Source organism: Psychrobacter sp. AOP7-B1-25, from assembly GCF_052376195.1.
Taxonomy (GTDB): Bacteria; Pseudomonadota; Gammaproteobacteria; order Pseudomonadales; family Moraxellaceae; genus Psychrobacter.
The window spans coordinates 1-17029 of sequence record NZ_JBQSVK010000026.1 but is presented as its reverse complement, the minus strand read 5'-3'; the positions used below and the strand labels follow the sequence as shown (position 1 = coordinate 17029).

General features: G+C 42.4%; 16 protein-coding genes. 5 read left to right on the top strand and 11 right to left on the bottom strand.

All coding sequences use genetic code 11. The features are described from left to right. Window positions 1-141 precede the first annotated feature (141 nt). Together ACT3QR_RS13420 and ACT3QR_RS13415 are read left to right on the top strand one after the other, a co-directional pair. Window positions 142-1785: a BCCT family transporter gene (locus tag ACT3QR_RS13420; protein WP_444521825.1), complete on the top strand. Its 1644-nt coding sequence runs from the start codon at window positions 142-144 to the stop codon at window positions 1783-1785. A 243-nt stretch (window positions 1786-2028) separates the two neighbouring features. Continuing rightward, window positions 2029-3681 carry a BCCT family transporter gene (locus tag ACT3QR_RS13415; RefSeq protein WP_444521824.1) on the top strand — a complete coding sequence of 551 codons (1653 nt, stop codon included), beginning with the start codon at window positions 2029-2031 and terminating at the stop codon, window positions 3679-3681. A 143-nt stretch (window positions 3682-3824) separates the two neighbouring features. On the opposite strand, the gene ACT3QR_RS13410 is transcribed toward ACT3QR_RS13415, so the two are convergent. From ACT3QR_RS13410 to dnaQ, 9 genes are all read right to left on the bottom strand, one after another. Continuing rightward, a complete protein-coding gene (locus tag ACT3QR_RS13410; RefSeq protein ID WP_444521823.1) occupies window positions 3825-4181 on the bottom strand; it encodes a hypothetical protein in 357 nt (118 codons plus the stop codon). A gap of 232 nt (window positions 4182-4413) precedes the next feature. Beyond that, entirely contained in the window at window positions 4414-4773 is a 360-nt protein-coding gene (locus ACT3QR_RS13405) for a DUF3144 domain-containing protein (protein ID WP_444521822.1), read from the bottom strand. Window positions 4774-4849: 76 nt separating this feature from the next. Then, window positions 4850-6016, bottom strand: a complete 1167-nt coding sequence (metK, locus tag ACT3QR_RS13400) for a methionine adenosyltransferase (RefSeq protein ID WP_444521821.1) — start codon at window positions 6014-6016, stop codon at window positions 4850-4852. Between the two features lie 161 nt (window positions 6017-6177). Further along, window positions 6178-6774: a DJ-1/PfpI family protein gene (locus ACT3QR_RS13395; protein ID WP_444521820.1), complete on the bottom strand. Its 597-nt coding sequence runs from the start codon at window positions 6772-6774 to the stop codon at window positions 6178-6180. A gap of 141 nt (window positions 6775-6915) precedes the next feature. Beyond that, complete coding sequence (gene nth, locus ACT3QR_RS13390) at window positions 6916-7611, bottom strand: endonuclease III (RefSeq protein ID WP_444521819.1); 696 nt, start codon at window positions 7609-7611, stop codon at window positions 6916-6918. Between the two features lie 120 nt (window positions 7612-7731). Further along, a complete protein-coding gene (locus tag ACT3QR_RS13385) occupies window positions 7732-8577 on the bottom strand; it encodes an RnfABCDGE type electron transport complex subunit B (protein ID WP_444521818.1) in 846 nt (281 codons plus the stop codon). A gap of 257 nt (window positions 8578-8834) precedes the next feature. Then, window positions 8835-9764 (bottom strand): NAD(+) diphosphatase, encoded by a 930-nt coding sequence (gene nudC / locus ACT3QR_RS13380; RefSeq protein ID WP_444521817.1) that lies wholly within the window; start codon window positions 9762-9764, stop codon window positions 8835-8837. A gap of 229 nt (window positions 9765-9993) precedes the next feature. Next, window positions 9994-11676, bottom strand: a complete 1683-nt coding sequence (locus tag ACT3QR_RS13375; RefSeq protein WP_444521816.1) for a hypothetical protein — start codon at window positions 11674-11676, stop codon at window positions 9994-9996. A gap of 147 nt (window positions 11677-11823) precedes the next feature. Then, the gene (gene dnaQ / locus ACT3QR_RS13370; RefSeq protein WP_444521827.1) at window positions 11824-13452 is read right to left on the bottom strand and encodes a DNA polymerase III subunit epsilon; all 1629 of its coding nucleotides are present in this window, start codon (window positions 13450-13452) and stop codon (window positions 11824-11826) included. Between the two features lie 349 nt (window positions 13453-13801). Here dnaQ and ACT3QR_RS13365 point away from each other — a divergent pair, with 349 nt between their 5' ends. Next, window positions 13802-14347, top strand: a complete 546-nt coding sequence (locus tag ACT3QR_RS13365; protein WP_444521815.1) for a hypothetical protein — start codon at window positions 13802-13804, stop codon at window positions 14345-14347. 92 nt (window positions 14348-14439) lie between these two features. Beyond that, window positions 14440-14745, top strand: coding sequence for a hypothetical protein (locus ACT3QR_RS13360; protein WP_444521814.1), 306 nt, complete (start codon window positions 14440-14442; stop codon window positions 14743-14745). A gap of 122 nt (window positions 14746-14867) precedes the next feature. Here ACT3QR_RS13360 and ACT3QR_RS13355 read toward each other — a convergent pair whose 3' ends face one another. After that, entirely contained in the window at window positions 14868-15347 is a 480-nt protein-coding gene (locus ACT3QR_RS13355; RefSeq protein WP_444521813.1) for a YkvA family protein, read from the bottom strand. A 202-nt stretch (window positions 15348-15549) separates the two neighbouring features. Here ACT3QR_RS13355 and ACT3QR_RS13350 point away from each other — a divergent pair, with 202 nt between their 5' ends. Continuing rightward, entirely contained in the window at window positions 15550-16827 is a 1278-nt protein-coding gene (locus tag ACT3QR_RS13350) for an LD-carboxypeptidase (protein WP_444521812.1), read from the top strand. A gap of 40 nt (window positions 16828-16867) precedes the next feature. On the opposite strand, the gene ACT3QR_RS13345 is transcribed toward ACT3QR_RS13350, so the two are convergent. After that, window positions 16868-17029 (bottom strand): helix-turn-helix domain-containing protein (locus ACT3QR_RS13345; protein WP_444521826.1); only part of this gene is annotated, 162 nt, incomplete at its 5' end.

The window sequence follows — 17029 nt, the reverse complement described above, 5'->3', positions numbered from 1 at the left end:
GGTGTGTCTTTAATTATTATAATAAAACTGTTTAACTCTTCTAGAGTAAATTGATAGTTTTATCAAGTTTTATTTTGTAATAGATTGATAGTTAAGGCCTATTTTGTTAAGGTAATGTTCCTTGAATTTTGAGAATTGCACATGGAAGAAGTAAAAGTAGGCAGATTAGGACCTTTTCCACGGGTGAGTAAACCTGTGTTTATTACATCGTCACTGCTGATTATTGGCTTTATTATTTTTGGTGCACTTTTCACCGAAACAGCAGGGGCACTTTTTAGCTTTTTACAAGGTTTTATTACCGATAAGTTCGGTTGGCTATTTATTATCTTAGTCAATGTCGCGCTCGCACTTTGTATCTATTTGGCCATGAGTCGTTATGGCGATATTCGCTTAGGTGCTCAAACTGAGACACCGCAATATAGTTTATTTTCGTGGATTGGCATGCTGTTTTCTGCTGGTATAGGGATTGGACTGGTTTATTGGGGTACAGCGGAGCCGTTGTATCACTTCATGGCACCGCCACTTGGTGAAGCAGAGAGTGTTGAAGCTGCAAAACAGGCAATGAACATCTCGTTTATGCATTGGGGGCTTCATGCTTGGGCAGTTTATACGGTTGTAGCATTGTCTCTTGCGTATTTTCATTTCCGTCGAGGCTTACCGTTATCTATACGCTCAACCTTATATCCTTTACTTGGTAAAAAAATCTACGGTAAATGGGGACATACAGTCGACATTTTAGCCGTGTTTGGCACTATGTTCGGGGTGGTAACCTCACTGGGTCTTGGGGTCATGCAGATTAATGCTGGGCTTGAGAAGCTGTTTGGCACACCTAACAGCTTAATGGTACAGTTTGGTTTGATTGCTTTCATCACAGCGCTAGCGGCAGCTTCAGTCTTGATGGGTTTGGATAAAGGTATTAAGCGCCTTAGTGATATCAATATTGGTTTCACTATCGTCTTGTTAGCGTTTATGGTTATCTTAGGACCAACGCTCTTTATTTTTGATAGCTTTATCGAAAATATCGGCAACTATCTGACTGTGATTGTACCTCTAGGCACATGGGGTGAAGCTTATAGCGAAACAGATTGGCAGAGTGGTTGGACGATATTTTACTGGGCATGGTGGGTTAGCTGGGCACCATTTGTTGGTATCTTTATCGCTCGTATCTCTCGTGGTCGTACGATTCGTGAGTTTACGCTTGGTGTACTACTGATTCCAATGCTGATTTTGTTCTTCTGGTTTACGACCTTTGGCGGCGTTGCTATTCACATGGAGCTTGCTTCTGCTGTGTCAGGTGTTAGCCCAGGATTGGTTGAAGCGGTACAAGCGGATACTGGTAGTGCCATCTTTAAACTGGTTGAGTATTATCCATTGGCAAAACCAATTACGCTAATGATTGTCGTCATGATTATGCTATGGTTTGTGACTTCGTCAGATTCTGCTAGCTTTGTAATTGATATGTTGACTGCTGGTGGTGATACTAACCCACCAAAAATCCAGCGCTTGTTTTGGGCAACGACAGAAGGTGTGATTTCTGCTATCTTGCTAGCAGCTGGTGGACTGTCTGCTCTACAGGCGGCGGCTATCGTAGCGGGACTACCGTTTGCCTTAGTAGTCTTTGTGATTATGTATGCGTTATTACGTGGTCTAAGCCGTGATCGTTTGATTTTGTATCGTGCGCAACAACGCTTTATCACAGATGAATCAGCAGACCATAATTCAGCGAACGAATTCGTCGATGAGCATCTGTTAAAAGGACCACCTAAGATTGTTAAAGGCGACTAAAAAGCAGTTAAGAGTAAGACAGTCGGTTTAGCTTTTGATAGAAGAAGCCCCAATTTATTTTTAAATTGGGGCTTCTTTATTTGGCGCATATATTTAAATTTATTCAAGAAAAATATAGATTGTTGAAAATTATTACCAAAATGTTACTACCATTTCTATACATTCGGTAGTATTTACAAGGTGTTATATTTGATAATTGGCTCATACCTTGGTATGGTTACGCACTTTTTTGGGGATATACCTATGGATCATGTAAAAGTTGGCCGAGTAGGCCCTTTTCCGCGGGTAAGCAAACCTGTATTTTTAACGTCAGCAATATTGATACTTGCTTTTATTATCTTTGGCGCATTATTCAACGAGCAAGCAGAGATAGTATTCAATCAAGCAAAAGCATTTGTCTCTTTGCGCTTTGGCTGGTTCTTTATTGTCGTGGTCAACTTAACATTGGCCATGAGTATTTATATGATATTTAGCCGTTACGGCGATATCAGGCTTGGTCATCAAAACGAAAGACCTGCGTACAATCTTGTTTCTTGGGTTGGTATGCTGTTTTCGGCAGGTATTGGTATTGGGTTGCTCTACTGGGGTACCGCTGAGCCGCTGTACCATTTTATGGCGCCGCCGTTAGGAGAACCAGAAACCGTTGCTGCTGCAAAACAAGCGATGAACATCTCGTTCCTTCATTATTGTTTTCATGTATGGGGGCTTTATGGCATGGTTGCGCTATCACTAGCGTATTTCCATTATCGAGTAGGTTTACCACTGGCGATACGCTCAACCTTGTATCCAATGTTGGGTAAAAAGATCTATGGCGGGTGGGGTCATACGGTAGATACATTAGCGGTATTCGGTACGATGTTTGGGGTAGTTACGACGTTAGGTCTTGGCGTCCTACAGATCAACTCAGGTCTTGAGACCTTATTTGGTATCCCTAATAGTATTACGGTGCAGATTATCTTGATAGGTATTATCACGATGCTAGCAGGGTTGTCTCTGTTTGTGGGACTTGATAAAGGTATCAAGCGTCTAAGTGATATTAATATATTATTCACTATAATATTACTCAGTTTTGTGATTATCTTTGGGCAAACCCAATTTATCTTTAATAGTGTGATAGAGAATATTGGCAATTATTTACATCAAATTGTGCCATTAGGTCTTTGGACAGAGTCTTATAAGGGTGAAGAAAACTGGCAGTCCTCTTGGACGATATTTTATTGGGCATGGTGGATCAGCTGGTCACCATTCGTTGGGGTATTTATTGCCCGTATCTCTCGAGGACGCACCATCCGTGAGTTTATATTAGGAGTGCTGTTCATTCCTGTCACGATACTGTTCTTGTGGTTTACTGCTTTTGGTGGCTCTGCGGTAAATATGGAGCTGATGGCAGCAGCAGACCCTAACATAGTTAGTCCAGGTCTGATCGAAGCGGTCAAAGCTGATACAGGTAGCGCTATCTTTAAATTGATGGAATCTTATCCATTAACGGGTGCGGTTAACTTACTCATCGTGGTGATGATTGTATTATGGTTCGTCACTTCATCAGATTCAGCCAGTTTTGTCATCGATATGCTGACATCGGGTGGTGATACCAATCCACCAAAAATCCAGCGCTTGTTTTGGGCAGGTTCTGAAGGTGTTATCGCTGCTGTATTATTAGCAGCAGGTGGTTTGAGCGCATTGCAAGCGGCATCGATTGTCTCAGGATTCCCTTTTGCTATTGTAATTGTCGTGATGATGTACTCTTTATTGCGCGGTCTTAGTCGAGATCGCTTGATACTGTATCGCAATCAGCAGTGGTTCACCACAGAAGAGTCGGCAGAACACAACTCAGCCAATGAATTCCGTGATGAAGAGCTGCTAAAAGGCCCACCAGCACTTGAGAAAGATGCTTAAGCTTTAAAGTTTATTTTACAGCTACAAAAATACCCAGCTTGTCATAGGCTGGGTATTTTTATGGATGTTCAATATCTTTAATAAAAAACATTTTAATACAGCAGCTTTCAGTACAGTAGATCTCGATACAACCGCTTTATAGATTAACTGCATTCGCCTTTTACATGACCAATAGCCTCAGAAATATTGCAGGCTGAGCAGGCATTACTAGCCGTTCGGTAGCTTATCACTGATCCAACTTCCGTCTTCACGCAGACGGGTTCATATTGTGCCGTACAGATATTATTGTCAGGGTTAGCAGGCAGACACTGAGTAAAAGTCTCTTCAACTGGCTGATTGATATCAGGGTTAGATGAGTTAGGTGTTTGATTAGACGTGCCGATATCAGACATAGAGCTACAGCCAGTCAATACTAAAGCTAAAGTCAGTGTAAGTAATGATGGTTTGAACAAAGACGGATTAAGTACGGAAAATCGGCGATTAGATAGAGTTTGTTTCATAAAAAATATCCTTATTAGTAGTATTCGATAGCGTCCTGTTACCGCTGCTAGATTTGCTTAATGATGTTAAACGCTTAGTTATTTATGGTAGCTTATTTATCGGTAGCTATCTACTTACGCCTCATACAAAAAACCCCAAGCTCAATTAAGCTTGGGGTTGATTTGCTGCCTTCAAATACTGATGTTACGACAGTATGTCTAAATCAAAGGTATCTAGACTGACGAAATTCACTTATTCAGCTGGTTTATCGTCTTGATTTAGCTGCACGTACTTATCAAAGTTTTGAGCATAATCCGTTAAGTTGTCGCTCAGCATTTGACGATATTGCTTCACATAAAACTCAACGATATCATCTTTTTCTTTGGCGAAATCATCACCTTTGACAAAACCGATAGAGGCAACTGACGCGCTATAGCGTGCTGCAGCATATAGTAAAGAAGCGCCGACTTGGCCTGAATGTGCTTCAGGGCCTAGCTGACTATTTGCGATACCGATGATAGCGTCAGCACGTTGATAGAATGCTTGCATTTCAGGGGTGATTTCGATGTTAGTGTCAACGTTTTGATCTTGAGTGTTGCTGTCTTGAGACATAAGCTACTCCTAATAATAAGTGTCGGTAGTTTTTAGTATATAAAAATGGTTTGCAAACGTTTTGAAGAAGAGACGCTTATAAACCAGCGTCTGCTTTTAAGATGTCAGCTTTGTCTGTTTTTTCCCACGTAAAGGCAGTCTCTGAACCCGGACGACCAAAGTGCCCAAAGGTAGCAGTCTGCTGATACATTGGTTGTAGTAAGTTTAGCATGCGGGTAATGCCATAAGGACGCAAATCAAAATGCGTACGAATCAGACGAATGATTTCATCGTTACTGATTTTGCTAGTACCAAAGGTATTGACAGAAATAGAGGTCGGCTCAGCAACACCAATCGCGTAACTAACTTGAACTTCACAGCGATCTGCAAGTCCTGCAGCTACGATGTTTTTGGCCACATAACGTACCGCATAAGCAGCACTGCGATCCACTTTTGAAGGATCTTTACCACTGAACGCACCGCCACCATGACGTGCCATGCCGCCATAAGTATCGACAATGATTTTACGACCAGTTAGACCAGCATCACCAACAGGACCACCAATCACAAACTTACCAGTTGGGTTGATATGATAGCGTGTGCCAGCATGCAATAAGTCAGCTGGTAGCACTTGCTTGATGATAGATTCCATCACGGCTTCTTGTAGATCAGCCTGTGAGATACTAGGATCATGCTGAGTTGATAGTACCACTGCATCAATCGCTACAGGTTTGTTGCCATCGTATTTTAGTGTGACTTGCGCTTTTGCATCTGGGCGTAACCACGGCAAATCACCTGCGCGGCGCAGCTCAGACTGACGCTCCATCAAACGATGGGCATACTCGATAGGCGCTGGCATAAGTACTTCGGTCTCATTACTTGCATAACCAAACATCAACCCTTGGTCACCTGCACCTTGCTCTTCAGGGTTGCTACGATCGACACCTTGGGCTATTTCGGGAGATTGCTTACCAAGCATGTTGATGACTGCACAAGTCTCGCCATCAAAACCTAGGTCTGAATGATGATAGCCAATGCCATTTACCGTGTCACGAACTAAGCGCTCTAAATCGATATTTGCAGTTGTAGTGATTTCACCTGCAAGTATGACTGCACCTGTTTTCACCAAGGTTTCGCACGCCACACGTGCATGCAGATCTTCACGTAGGATAGCATCAAGGATAGCGTCTGATATTTGGTCAGCCATTTTATCAGGATGACCTTCGCTCACAGATTCTGAGGTAAATAAGTTGTATTCACGCATAATGGGATCGCTTAATTGCAGGGACTGTAGTGTACGAACTCAGTCATTATTAAATATATCTAAATGAAAAGATGAACAGGAATCAAAAAATTAGCATATTTTACCGTGTATCGAGGTAAAACTCTAGCAATGGATGGTGTTATGAGGTAACTGGCGATAGATTAAGGGCGGTAAAAGTCATCAACATGGCTATCTTCTTGCCAACGAAATTCAGTATGTTGCGCGACTTGATGGGCTCTATCAACGCCATGTCTATCAGCGATGAAACCAAGTGCCATATCCATGCCTGCGCTAACCCCCGACGAAGTATAAAACTTACCATCGATGACCCAGCGTGCTTGTTTGATCCAATCAACTTGATTCGACTGAGAGATCACCCATTGCCATGCCAGTTTATTAGAGGTAGCACGCTTGCCATTTAACACACCGCTTTTTGCCAACAAGGCGCTACCAGTACAGACACTAAGTACCCAGTCAGCTTGATGGGTGAGGGCTGTTAGCGTTTGCAAGAAGGAAGGGTTGTAGACTAGCTGCCGTGTGCCAAACCCGCCTGGTACTAGGATAATATCAGTTTGATACGCTAACTCTGTGACTGCAATCGTTTCCATAGGTACGCCATGCTTACTGCGGATGATGCCACCAGCTATCGAGGTAAATTGAAGACGATAATGCTCAGGTAAGCTCCCAAACATCTCAATAGGTCCGAATAAATCTAAGGTTTCAAAGTCATCAAACACTAGCGCGGTAATCGTATGCATGTGACACCCTTATCTGAAAGTATCTTTTATAAAGACAAGATGTTATAGCACCTTGCCACACCATATAATCATAGCATCAACATTATATCTGTCTATAAAAGTAAAACACACATTGATTAAACGGTAAATAATCAATGGCCATTATAATTCTAAAAATGTAGCTTTATCTTTGAACATACACTCTTCATAGACAGGGCAAGCGCCGCATTTGGGTGTACGAGCCTGACAGGTATAGCGGCCATGTAAGATAAGATAATGATGGGCGTCGACTATGAAATCTTCGGGAATGCGGTCGACCAATTTTTTTTCGACGATGAGTACGTTTTTACCAGTGGCAAGCCCGGTACGATTGCCCACACGAAAGATATGTGTGTCAACGGCCATGGTAGGCTGGCCAAAGGCAGTATTTAACACGACATTGGCAGTTTTACGACCGACACCTGCCAGTGACTCTAAATCTTTGCGGTTATCAGGAACGGTGCTATCAAATTTCTCAATCAAATCACGGCAGGTTTTGATGACGTTTTTTGCTTTGGCATTATACAAACCAATGTTCTTGATATAGGATTTTAGACCGTCTTCGCCTAGTGCCAGTATTGCTTCAGGTGTGTTAGCTACTGGGTACAATTGCTGGGTAGCAATGTTGACACTCACATCCGTTGCCTGTGCGGATAAAATCACCGCAATTAGTAGCTCAAACTTGCTTTTATAGCTTAACTCAGTGACTGGCTCATCAATGGTCGCTGCCAGCTTTTCGAAGAATGAACGTACGTCACGATTGGGCAGTCTTCTTGAGGGCGGCGTATCAGCTGTTTTATTTTTGACCGTTTTACTCATGGCATTTTGACTATTATTTTAGTGGGTGGTAGTACCGAATTATATGCTAGCGCTAGTATTCATGTTAATGATTGAAGTATCTATTTATTAGCGCATTAATTGCATAATCAGCTATTACCGTTATTGCGTTACTTGCAATGACTCGAGCTCTGCTTGTAAGGATTCAAGCTCTGCTTGTTTCTTATCGTTTGCACGAACACTCAGCTGCTTTTCCAGTTTTTTAATTTTGGTACGGAGCTTGGCAGCTGCAATAGTATTTTTTGCTTGCGACTCACTGATGCTTAGAGACTGGCTTGCTGCATTATTGAGCTTAGCTTCTACCATACTGACCACGGGTCTACTATTGCTCGTATCGGTAAGCTGTTCTGTGACACGTTTGAGATGCGTATGGTAGCGTTGTCTTAAGTCCTCTTGCTCTGCTATTCGCTCAGGCTCAGATATTTCTCGCTCAATCGTGACTAAGTCAATGCAATCAACAGGGCAGGGCGCGATACATAGCTCGCAACCAGTGCACAAATCTGTAAAAATCGTATGCATATGCTTGCCAGTACCAACGATAGCATCGACTGGGCAAGCAGGAATGCATTTGGTGCAGCCGATACAGTCATCTTCACGGATAACCGCACGCACCTCAGTCGGACGTTCAGAGGTAGCATCTACTGGCCACTGTGAAGGCACTGCCGTCAAGGTAGTGTCCTGAATATCCATATCGAGAGTTTGAGCAATCGCGTCAGTGACTGGCTGACCACCAGGCACACATTTATTATACGGTTCGTCATCTAATACAATTGCAGCGGCATACGGCAAGCAACCATCTGGATGCTCACATAGTCCGCATTGCGTCTGTGGCAAACAAGCATCCACACGTGCAATTTTTTCCTGTATGTCAACGGGCAAGGTATCAATGTGTAATGTGTCAAACAAAATAGGTAGATTGACTAAGCGTATATTGGTGCTACTTTGCATTTAATTAAGGACCTTAATACCAGTCGTAAGAGTTGGTATTAGTATAAATAGTGATAAAGTATGGAGAAAGCGGTCTTTATAAAACAGTGTCTATAAGAACACGTGATCTGTCAGCGTTTTACTGCTTATATTAGTGTGTTACTTGCTTAAAAAATAAAGTTTAAAGTAACGCGCTTATAATAGCAGCAGCGATTTTAAAGAGATGAGATTGAAAATACAACACTATAATCTAATGCTTTGTTTATAGATAAGGGTAGTTATAAATTGATATTTTGTTCTTTAGCCACTTGGTCAATCAAATCGCGAGCGATACTACCTTTTGGTGGAATTCTGGGTAGATTTGAGAGATCAAAGAAGTCAGCATGTGCTAGCTCATCTTCTTGAAGGATAATATCGCCACTGGCATACGATGCACGAAAACCAAGCATTAAGTTAGATGGGAACGGCCATGGCTGACTGCTCACATAGTGGATATCTGACACGCTGATATTAACCTCTTCTGCGACTTCACGTACTACTGCATGCTCTAAACTCTCTCCAACTTCTACGAACCCTGCGATCAAACCATACATTGGTGGTAGATTTTGCTGTCCATGACGATGATGATGAGCCAACAAGATTTGCATCTCACCTGTTACGGGATTTGGCCGAGTAATAGCAGTGATGACGCATGGTTGTACGCGAGGATACTGACGTAATCGACATACTGGACAAACCATGGCGCGTTCGCCCTGGTTAGCATTTACGGTAGGGCTAGCACAGCGACTACAAAACTGTGTATCTGCTTGCCAACTCAATAGCTGTATCGCTTGGCTAATCTGATCTGACAAGGCGACTGGCAAATGAGTCATCAGCTTTCGATAAGGAACAAAAGTGTTAGCACTACTCTCAGCGATAATAGGCAAAGTCACATTATGAGCAACTGCATAATCATAAGTCATGGCGCGCGTCGCCTGAGCGGTAAAGCTATGAAATGTATTATCTGTAGGGTTGTCAGTGTTATTACTATCGTCTGATAGCCAATGACTGGGTGCTAAGCTCTCATGCAACGCTACATGACCAACCTGATAAGCTTGCTCGCTCAAACCATTACTATCGGGCGAGAGTTGGACTTGCAAAGGCCACCAACCATCTGGCATTTGACGGCATAAGATACTGTCATCACTTAGTACAAAAGCATGGGCCATATAAAATTCCAAACATTATAAAATCAGACTGCATCGACGTAGACACAGACTTATCTAGAGTAAAGTATCATCAATTCTACATAAATCAGATACATTATCAGGATTATTTCGCCTGCTAGCTGTAGGGCTTTCACGCACCTAACTTGTATCTAAATTATTTTGAATTATCTTTATTTAAATGAGATGTCATGGTTAAGGTGTAATGACCATGACATGACAATGAGAAAAGTTAAGCAGTAAGTAGATGGCTTAAGCTTTGTTGGCCAACGTCAAGTGCTTGCTTACTAACAGGGCGGTTATTCTCAAAACCATCCAAATGATGATCGACCGCCATGATAACATCAGCGATGCATGCTAATGTACTGTCTTCGATACGTTGTCCGCCTTCGATACGTTGTTCGATGTAGTTAGCCAGTTGACTCAACATGCTGGCAGGTGTGGGCAGTTGTAGGAAACGTACCGCTCCTGCTACTTGGCGCATCATGCTAGGGATATTTTGGATATTGAGCATGTCACGCTCAGGCTCCGCCAAATAATCATTGATTGCTTGCTCAGCACTAGCGATAGCAGTTCGGCTTTCTTGTATCAGTGTATCATTGGCCGTATTAAGCTGATGCAATGAGATATGCGGATTGTTCAGGGGTAGATAGATTGCCCCTGGTGTATGCATCTCTGCCATAGCAATAGTAGCGTTCTCTGCATGCATTAATGCCAGTAGCAAATGATCAAAATCCTCAGGGGAAGGCGTTTGCCAATGATCAACAGCTTCTGCTGCTGTACTCAGACTATCGGCGGCATTGGACAGACCTAACAGACGTAATGCTGAACTCAGCTCAGTTAATTCTTCAATAATTTGTGCTGTCTGCATATCAATCGGGTTGATTGAATCGCCACGCGCATAACTGTCTACGTTTTCTTTAATAGCATTGATCTGATTTTGAATGATTGTATTTAATGTATCGGTAAGTTCGCGATTGGGACCGAATAAAAAGCGCTTCATTTGTTCAAGCTGAGCATCATCTACATGATTACTTGCATATTGTTCACGTAATTGCTGTGCTTGCTCGTTATCACGTTGACAGGCAAAGCTTACTAGATCTGCAAAACGGGTATCCATTACTGGTAAATAGCTTTGAAATTGCTGCTCTAGGTAGATGAGTGTGTGTTTTTGACTCAGGTTTAGTGGTAATACTGCTGCAATATCAGTCACGGCAGCAGACGCCGCTTGCCAAAATAGGCTATTAGTATGTGAAGCAATTAAAGCACAAGCTGCACTCATAGCATCCAAATTTTGCTGATCGGCAGAATCAATGTTGCCATCTTGATTGAGTAGTGCAATGCCAAGGCCACTACGATACGCGTTGGTCAGCAGCTCTGTGTCTAGATTGAGTGTGCTTAAGGGTTTGAAGTTCCCTTCAGGATTAGCAATGATGACACTACTGCGACCAAAAGCCGCAAAATAATCTGCTTCAACAGGAGCTTTTTGACTATGTGCATTAAGCTTGTTAATTACAGGTATGAGTAAAGTAGGCTCTACCGATTCAGTCAATAGTACAAACTCGACATAACGATCTAAGGTCATAATGGCTTCTGATAGATCCATGATCAAATCAGTATCGTTGTTATCACCATTATCATAAAGCCTCTGTAAACCATCGACAATGGCATCATTCAACGCTTCTGCACCGACCAAAGAGATTAGCTTAAAAATACAGGACAGCTGCTTTAGTACTTCGATAGAGTCTGACAACAAAGGCGCCTGATTACTATCATCATTGAACTCACCTAGATGGATTTCAGTATCTTTGAGAGTTGCTACAACCTCATCATGCAGTAAATGGAGTGATGGTAGGTTAAAATCAGTAACACTAAGCGTTGGGGCGGTTAGCTTCATTTGTGCAGACTGGTCCATAAATATTTTTCCATAATGTACTGATGAGAATAGCAAAGGTATAAGCTCAATTTAAAAAATATTGGTCAATGATGTTTTAACGCTTTTTATGGTATTAATCAAGATTAAATTATACAAATGTCGGTTCAATAAAAATGCAAATGATAATTATGTACTAGCTTTTAGTGCAGGGTAATCTTCAGCCAAAGAGGCATACCAGCTTTGGTCAGCAGTTTCGTCCGCTGCTGATGCTAGTAATAAATTCACTAAATTGGCGAAACCTGCATGAGCGGTCTGTCCGCCATCGGTATCGGTATCTTCTTCAATGGCAAGCGTGACCTGTCCACCAGTCATCGCTAAATAAACTTCAGCTAAAATCTCTGAGTCAAGTAGTGCCCCGTGAAAAGTACGGTCCTGCTTACCAACATCTAGGCGACGTACCAGGGCATCTAGTGTGTTTTTTTGTCCAGGATATTGCTGCTTAGCCATCGCTAATGAGTCAGTCACTTGCACTCGATTGGCAAAATCATTCAGGCCGACTTTTGCAAACTCCATATTTAGGAAGTTCATATCAAAAGTAGCGTTATGAGCGATAATCTCGGCGCCATCCATAAAGTCATACAAAGACTGAGCAACTTGGTCAAAGGTTGGTTTGTCGGTCAAAAACGCTTCAGAGATACCATGAATACGAATGACTTCATCATCCATACCACGCTGCGGATTGATATAAACATGCAGCTTTTCGCCAGTAAACTTACGTCCGACCAACTCTACGATGCCGACCTCGATGATACGGTCGCCTTTTAGTGCATCAAGCCCTGTGGTTTCTGTATCCATGATAAGCTGACGATCTGCTTCATGACGATGTATCGGCTCAGGCAATAGAGGCTTAAAATGTGGGTTAGCGCGGCTGGTATCCCCGTCGAACTTAGGTGCATCAGATTCTACATTTGGCAACATATCATTGTCGACAGTATCATCTAGGTGCGTTTGAACGTCTGGCATATCTTTGGTACTCGTCGGGTTGTATGTATTGTCTTGATAATTACTAGGTTTTACAGAAATATTTTCGTATATTTGATGATTATCAGTGGTGTTCTGACTATTTTCTACTAGCGGCTCAATCTCTGAGAGATCTTCACCAAACTCATCTTCTATCATATCTAAACCCAATGGGTCGAAATTGAGCCAGTCATCGCTCGACGATTTCTGCAAGGCATCAGTATCAATATCAGTCACTATGTGGTCTTTTTTTTTAGCCGTGTCTGCTTCACTGATTGTAGTTGAATGCCCGCTGTTGGAGGTGACACCTAGGTTTGCTAGTTCGTCTGCTTTTTCGTTACCAGCATGTCCAGCGTGTCCTTTAACCCAGTGCCAGCTAACATCACGCTGTTGACAGAGCTTATCCAGTTGTTGCCATAGGTCTTTATTGGCGACTGGCTTTTTACTGGCAGTTTTCCAGCCCTTTTTCTTCCAACCTTCAATCCATTCAGTAATGCCTTTTTTGACATAACTGGAGTCGGTCCAAATCTCAAGAGTTTGCTCATGTGGGCTATGGGTCAGGGCTTGTATTGCGCCCATGAGTTCCATGCGATTATTGGTGGTTTCTTTGCCGCCGCCGTATAAATCTTGCGTGCTACCATCACTAAGTATGAGATGTGCTCCCCAGCCGCCAGCGCCAGGATTACCTTTGCAAGCACCATCAGTATAAGCCACAGTCGTATTTATTTTAGCAGCCAATGGATCAATTACGTTATCTTTATGAGTGTTTGGTATTGAATTACGGTTGTCTGACATAAAAGAGTATTGACCTGATAAGTAGTAAGCATAAGGTAGTACTAGAGCATCTCGTTCACGACATTCGAACGATGATGATGGCATTGCGAGTATAGCAAATCTATCATAAATATGGGCAGTCGTGACGCACAAAGTCATAAAACTACTTATGGTAACTTATAACATAATAGTAACGTCTTGGTTTTCTGTTAAAATAGCGAAGCTCGTGAAAATGCCTTGGTTTTTAGTGAAAGAGTTGCATTTGCCACAAATATGCTCAAGGTATTTTTCATATCCGCTATTTGATGGTGTTTTGACAATAATACACTTAATAAACGTTTCTAATGCATGGTTGCAGGATAACCCTATTATGTCCTTACGCTCGAATTTATTTAACAAGAGACTGATGTACCTAATGCTCAGTGTGACTGCTAGTAGCGCGATTTTTCTAAGCGCTTGTAATGATACTAGTCCTCAAGCAGACACCGAAGTTGCAGCAGACTTGTCTGTCTTTGAGGGTTGTTATACGGTGAGCCAAGATGAGCCTGCACAGATCAGGGTCAGCCAACAGGACGGCACTTGGGTGATGCAGATGAAAGAGCCAGTCACTGCTAAGCGTGTCTGGGATAGTCCAGAGCCGTTAGAAGTGATAGAGAGTAGCGATATACCGCAGTTTTTCTCTATCGATCCAGACAATGTCGATGCGGTCATTGGACGTCCTGATCGAGTACTTGTTCTGGCTCATGTTAAACCGGCCTATGCCAATATTGATCCCCTCCTAGACAGTGAATATTTGTCCTATATTTACCGAGGTGCCAATACTATTTACCGTGTGGAATGTGATGAGGTGAATACCGATATTTTAGCTAATCCACATGCTAACCTTATTATCGATAATGTTGATGATAGTATTTAGATAAGCATGGACCATAAACATTATTATTGATCGCCGTTATTTTAATAAACAGTATTTTGTTATCAATAGTCATACCATTAGAGTTAAGCAATATGAATTTTTTCAGTTACGTGGTACTAGGCGGGTTTTCTTACGCAGCGGGTTGGGCGGTAAGAACGTATATACTAGACAAGCAACCTAAGCCTGAGCAGCCTTATAATTTGAAACACCCTGCAATTTTGGCATATTTAGGTGCATTTTTTATTATCATGTTGGTTGTCTCGTGGCTACTTGGTCGCTATGCACTTGGTCATACTGTGATTGATTTACCTTTCATTATTGTCAATAGTCTCGTTGCTACCTTCGTCTACTCGTTTGGTCTTAACCCAGAAAAAGCTAATTATGAAGTGCCTGATTAAAAATTACGACAGATAAATCAGGAAAACGAAAAAGCCACGACCGAAAAGTTAATTCGCGGTCGTGGCTTTTTCGTTACTGCGACTTCTTAATCGCTTTTTTTTATCACCTAAAGCATTGGTATTTACGAAGCTTTCTTAAGGTCAGTACCAGCTTCATCGCTGTTTTCCTCATCAGTACTCATCTTGTCGTCATGAGTTTTGTCAGTATCGTTCTTACCTTCTAACTTATTCTTATCAGCTGATTGTTCTTGCTTCCACTCTTTGTATTTTTGCAGATCTTTTCTGGCCTGCTTTAAACAAAATTTAAGGACGAGTGCATCATCGATATGACCGATAAATGGAATAGAGTCAGGAATCAGGTCAATAGGGTTTAGTACATAGATCGCACCAATAACGCCAGCTGATATTGTCTTGAAAGGGATCTTACGGTAGTCACCTTTGTAATAGTCTTTGACGAGACTCATAAACAGCATTAAATCATCACTAAACGGCTCAAGATAGCCGCTGTCCTCTAACTTCTCTTTAAGCTTGTCTTCTTTGCCTAGTAAGTATTCCAAATTAGAGTCAAGTGACTTGTTTTTATCAGTTTTTTTGTTAAACATAATTATTGCCCTTTGTTTTTGCGATGAATTCATATTTACAGTAACAAATCTAGCCGATCTATATTGTGTGCCTCAGTAGCGAAAAAGTAAATATCGGTAAAGATTAGGCAACCATCAATGCTGAAAAAGCGTCTACAATACGTTGCTACAAGTTTTAAGCAAATAAATCATAAAAATAAAAGCGATAAGGTAGCGGTAAGATATGGGTATTAAGACTCAATCATGGGACGACGATAAAGATAATCACGCAACTAAAACAATATCTGGGCTAAGCCGTCGGCAGTTTTTACGTCGAATTGGCGTGAGTACAGGTACGGCAGTGTTAGCGAGCCAAGGTATTTCTCAAGCGTTTGCGGCCAATCCTGTTGAGTCTGGCAATAGTTGGCAACTGACTAAAGATGATCTGCCAACTTCGTTATTAGATAATCGCGCACTATCACAAACGTCACAGAAACCACTGACGCAGACAGGTTGTATCACGCCTACGATTGAAACGCGACTTTTTGCTAGCTCTAACGTCGGTGGCAGTGGCGAGCGTAATCAGTTGGCATTAGACCGGGTGGCTTGTGCTGGGTTTAAAGTAGAGAATCCTGCTATTACCAATCGACAGTATTTACGCTTTGCGGGAACAGACTCGCAGCGTGCTAGCGATTTTCAAAACCTTGCTACTGGGGCGATAGCTGCGCCAAAGCTGCTGCTAGGTGTGCGTGGTGGTTACGGTGCCATGCGCATATTGCCGATGGTGGACTGGGCGACGCTAGGACGGATTATGAAGGAGCGTGGCACGATACTCGCAGGCTTTAGCGATGTGACGGCTATCCAATGTGCGCTATTGGCAAAAGGGTCAATGAGCTCACTTGCCGCGCCAATGCTCTATAGCGAGTTTGGCAAAACCGCGCCTGATAAAGTCAGCTGTCAGCAGTTTGTTGAAGCACTGACCAATCCCAATCTAACTATCAAAATACAAGATGCTTCGCTAACCAGTCAGCAGCTACCTGCCATATTGACAAAGGGTGAGCCGAAACCATTAACTGGTACGATGTGGGGTGGCAACTTAAGTGTCGTATCAGCGCTGGCAGGCAGTGAGTATTTACCGCGCATCAATGGCGGTATTGTGTTTCTAGAAGATGTCGGCGAGCAGGCGTATCGTATTGAGCGCATGTTATACGACTTATATCTCGCAGGTGTCTTTAAAAACCAACAAGCGATTGTGTTTGGAGCGTTGTCTGGTACGGGCGAGGATAGCTACGATAAACGTTACGATGCTGCCACAGTCATTCGCCAATTACATGAATTAACAGGGTTGCCCATTTATAGTGGTATGCCTTTCGGTCATATCGGCAAAAAATACAGCTTTCCGCTGGGAGCAACTTGCCAGCTTCGACCTAATGCAAATGGTGGCTACCAGTTATCATTTACCGATTACCCAACCATCAAGGCTGATGCTATTCAAGCAGCAAGGTTATGGCAAACTGCTTAAACGCTCAGTACTAATTCTTAACTGCTATTCACTGTCATGACTAAATAGCCAACCGTGAAAACTTATCTTGATACTCTTTAGGCGTCAGCTCTGTCGCGCGTTTAAATAGACGCGTAAATGAGGAAATATCATCATAACCTACTTGATCGGCAAGTGACTTTATTGATACATCGCCCAGTTCAAGTAAACGCTTGGCTTGTTC